The sequence below is a fragment of the Streptomyces sp. CA2R106 genome (assembly GCF_037034245.1).
Taxonomy (GTDB): domain Bacteria; phylum Actinomycetota; class Actinomycetes; order Streptomycetales; family Streptomycetaceae; genus Actinacidiphila.
The window spans coordinates 1-3,963 of record NZ_JBAGKC010000081.1; the positions used below are offsets into that span (position 1 = coordinate 1).

The 3,963-nt window shown below is 74.9% G+C and carries 1 protein-coding gene; it reads left to right on the top strand.

Annotated features, from left to right (window positions below; all coding sequences use genetic code 11):
- Positions 1 to 84: 84 nt before the first annotated feature.
- Positions 85 to 3,963: type I polyketide synthase (locus tag WA788_RS35025; RefSeq protein ID WP_335984424.1), on the top strand; the 3,879-nt coding region annotated here is incomplete at its 3' end.

The following is a 3,963-nucleotide window of genomic DNA, read 5'->3' on the forward strand; positions in this document are numbered from 1 at the left end:
CGGGCCTGTGCGGCGGCACTTGCCGCGCGTGGCGCGGATACCACTGTCGTGCGTGTGCCCGCCGAGGCCGTGGATCGTGCGGCGGTGGGCGCCGTACTGGGTCAGGTCCTCCAGGACGGGGCGGAACCGGCGGGTGTGGTGTCGCTGCTTGCTCTCGACGAGTCGCCGGTGCCTGGGCACTCGGCGGTGCCGCGTGGTCTCGCCGGGACGTTGGCTGTGGTCCAGGCTCTTGGTGACGCGGGGGTGGGCGCGCCGCTGTGGGTGTTGACCCGCGGTGCCGTCAGCGCGGCTCCCGGCGAGGCGACCGTGTCCCCGGTGCAGTCGCTGACGTGGGGCTTCGGCCGCGTTGCCGGGCTGGAACACCCCGACCGCTGGGGCGGCCTGGTCGACCTGCCCGCCGGGTTCGACGGGCACGAGGACGACGACGCCCAGGTCACCGCGCGGCTCTGCGCGGTGCTGGCCGGCTGCGGCGAGGACCAGGCCGCCGTCCGCCCGTCCGGGATCTACGGCCGCCGGCTGAGCCGGGCCGACCGCCCGGGCGGCGACGCCGGGCGCTGGACGCCCGGCGGCACCGCCCTGGTCACCGGCGGCACCGGCGCCATCGGCGGGCACGTGGCCCGCTGGCTGGCCGGCCGCGGCGCCCAGCGGCTGGTGCTGACCAGCCGCTCCGGCCCGGCCGCCGCGGGAGTGGCGGCCCGCGCCGCCGACCTGGCCGCCCGCGGCAGCCAGGTCGACGTCTTCGCCTGCGACGTCAGCGACCGCGCCCAGGCGGCCGGGACCCTCGACCGCATCGCGGCGCAGGGCCCCGCCCTGACCACGGTGCTGCACACCGCCGGCATCAACCAGGCCACCCTGGTGCAGGACACCGACCTCGCCGAGACCGACGCCGTCCTCGCCGCCAAGGCGGCCGGCGCGCTGCACCTGCACGAACTGACCCGCGCCCTCGACCTCGACGCGTTCGTGCTGTTCTCCTCGATCTCCGCCACCTGGGGCAGCGGCCTCCAGCCCGCCTACGCCGCCGCCAACACCTTCCTCGACGGCCTCGCCGAGTACCGCAGGGCCCAGGGCCTGACCGCCACCTCGGTGGCCTGGGGCTCCTGGGGCGGCGGCGGCATGACCGACGAGGAGGGCGCGGCCCAGGGCATACGCCGCGGCCTGATCGTCATGGACCAGGACCACGCCGTGCAGGCGCTCGCCCAGGTCCTGGACGCCGGCGAACCCCAGCTGACCGTCGCCCACGTGGACTGGGAGCGGTTCGCGCCGCCCTTCACCCTGCGCCGGCCCAGCCCGCTGATCGAGCACCTCCCCGACGTCGCGAAGGCACTGGCCGGGGACCGGCCCGACGCCTCCGCGGGCAGCGGCGCGGACTCCGGACCGGACTCCTCGGCGTCCTGGCGCAAGCAGCTCGCGGGACTGTCCCGCACCGAGCAGCAGCGGACCCTGGTCACCCTCGTCCAGACCCAGGCGGCCGACGTGCTCGACTACGCCTCGCCGGGCGAGGTCGAGGCCACCCGTGCCTTCAGCGACCTCGGCTTCGACTCGCTGACCTCGGTCGAACTGCGCAACCGGCTGAGCGGCGCCACCGGCCTGCACCTGCCCGCCACGCTGATGTTCGACGCCCCCACCCCGGCCGCGACCGCCGACTTCCTGCTCGCCGAACTCGCCGACACAGCCGACGCGGCCGACCAGGAAGGCGCCACCCGCGCCACCGGGACGCCCGCGCCGGCCGGGCCCGCGGACGAACCGCTGGCCATCGTGGGCATGGCCTGCCGCTACCCGGGCGGCGCCACCGGCCCGGAGGAGCTGTGGAACCTCGTCACCGCCGGGGTCGACGCCGTCTCCGTCCTCCCGGCGGACCGCGGCTGGGTCATCGAGGACCGCGAGGGCGACGCCCCGGGCCCCGTCCGCTCCGGCGGCTTCGTCTACGACGCGAGCGGCTTCGACGCCGGCTTCTTCGGGATCAGCCCGCGTGAGGCGGTCTCGATGGACCCGCAGCAGCGGGTGCTGCTGGAGGTGGCCTGGGAGGCACTGGAGCGGTCCGGGATCGACCCCGCCTCGCTGCGCGGCTCCGCCACCGGCGTGTTCGCCGGCGCCTCCGCCTCCGGCTACGGCTGGAGCTCCGGCATCCAGAAGGAACTCGACGGCCACCTCGTGACCGGCATCTCCACCAGCGTGGTGTCCGGCCGGGTCTCCTACGTACTCGGCCTGGAGGGGCCCGCGGTCACCGTGGACACCGCGTGCTCCTCGTCCCTCGTCGCCCTGCACATGGCCTGCCAGGCGGTGCGCTCGGGGGAGTGCTCCCTCGCGCTGGCCGGCGGCGTCATGGTGGCCGCCAACCCGCTGCTGTTCGACCAGTTCAGCAAGCAGATGGGGCTGGCCCCCGACGGCCGCTGCAAGCCCTTCTCGGCGGGCGCGGACGGCATGGGCCTGGGCGAGGGCGCGGGCATGCTCGTGGTCGAGCGGCTGTCGGACGCGCGGCGCAACGGCCACAAGGTCCTCGCGGTGGTGCGGGGTTCGGCGATCAACCAGGACGGCGCGTCCAACGGCCTGACGGCTCCCAACGGCCCCTCGCAGCAGCGCGTCATCCGGGCCGCGCTCGCCAACTCCGGTCTGACCGCCGCCGATGTGGACGTGGTGGAGGCACACGGCACCGGCACGCCGCTGGGCGACCCGATCGAGGCGCAGGCGCTGCTGGCGACCTACGGCCAGGACCGTCCCGAGGGGCGCCCGCTGTGGCTGGGCTCGATCAAGTCCAACATCGGCCACACGCAGGCCGCCGCCGGTGCGGCGGGCGTCATCAAGATGGTGCTCGCCCTCCAGCACCGCACGCTGCCGAAGACGCTGCACGCGGCCGAACGCTCCCCGCACATCGACTGGACCGCCGGCGACGTCCAACTGCTCACCGGGGCGGAACCCTGGACGGCGGAGGGCCGGGTGCGCCGGGCCGGCGTCTCCTCGTTCGGCATGAGCGGCACCAACGCCCACCTCATCCTCGAGGAGGCCCCCGCCGAGGACTCCGCACCGCTGGACACCGAACCGGTTGAGGCCCCACGGGTGGACGCCGACGAGGCTCCCGCATCGGACCCCGCCGTTCTCGCGTCGGGTGACGTGACGGCGTGGGTGGTGTCCGGCCGCTCGGAGGAGGGGCTCGCCGCGCAGGCCGGGCGCCTGCGGGACTGGGCCGCGGAACGGCCGGAGCCGGCACCGGCGGATGTGGCGTGGTCGCTCGCGGCGACGCGTTCGGTGTTCGAGCACCGTGCGGTGGTAATCGCCGGGGACCGGGACGGGTTCGTGGACGGGGTGCGGTGCCTGGCCGCGGGGACCGGGGCGCCGTCGGTGGTGTCGGGTGTGGCCCGCTCGGTCGGTCGTACGGCGTTCGTGTTCGCGGGTCAGGGTACGCAGTGGATCGGGATGGGGCGTGAACTGCTGGGCGCGTCCCCGTTGTTCGCTGCTCGTCTGGCGGAGTGCGAGGCGGCTCTGGCTCCGCATGTGGAGTGGTCGCTGCGTGACGTGCTGATGGGTGCGGAGGGTGCGCCGGAGTTGGAGGCTGCGGAGGTCGTGCAGCCTGTGCTGTGGGCGGTGATGGTTGCTCTGGCCGCGATGTGGGAGGCCGCAGGCGTGTCGCCGGACGCGGTGGTGGGGCATTCGCAGGGTGAGATCGCGGCGGCGACGGTGGCGGGCATGCTGTCGTTGGAGGACGCGGCCCATGTGGTGGCGGCGCGTTCGCGTGCGCTGTCGGGGTTGTCGGTGGCGGGGTCGATGGTGTCCGTGGTCATGCCGGTGGGCGCTGTGCAGGAGTTGGTGGACGGCTTCGAGGGTCGTCTGTCGGTGGCTGCCGTGAACGGTCCTGCCGCGGTGGTGGTTTCGGGTGCGCCGGAGGCGTTGGCGGACTTCGAGCGGGAGTTGGCCGCGCGCAGGGCGATGCGGTGGCGTATTCCGTCCACGGATTTCGTGGCGCACTCT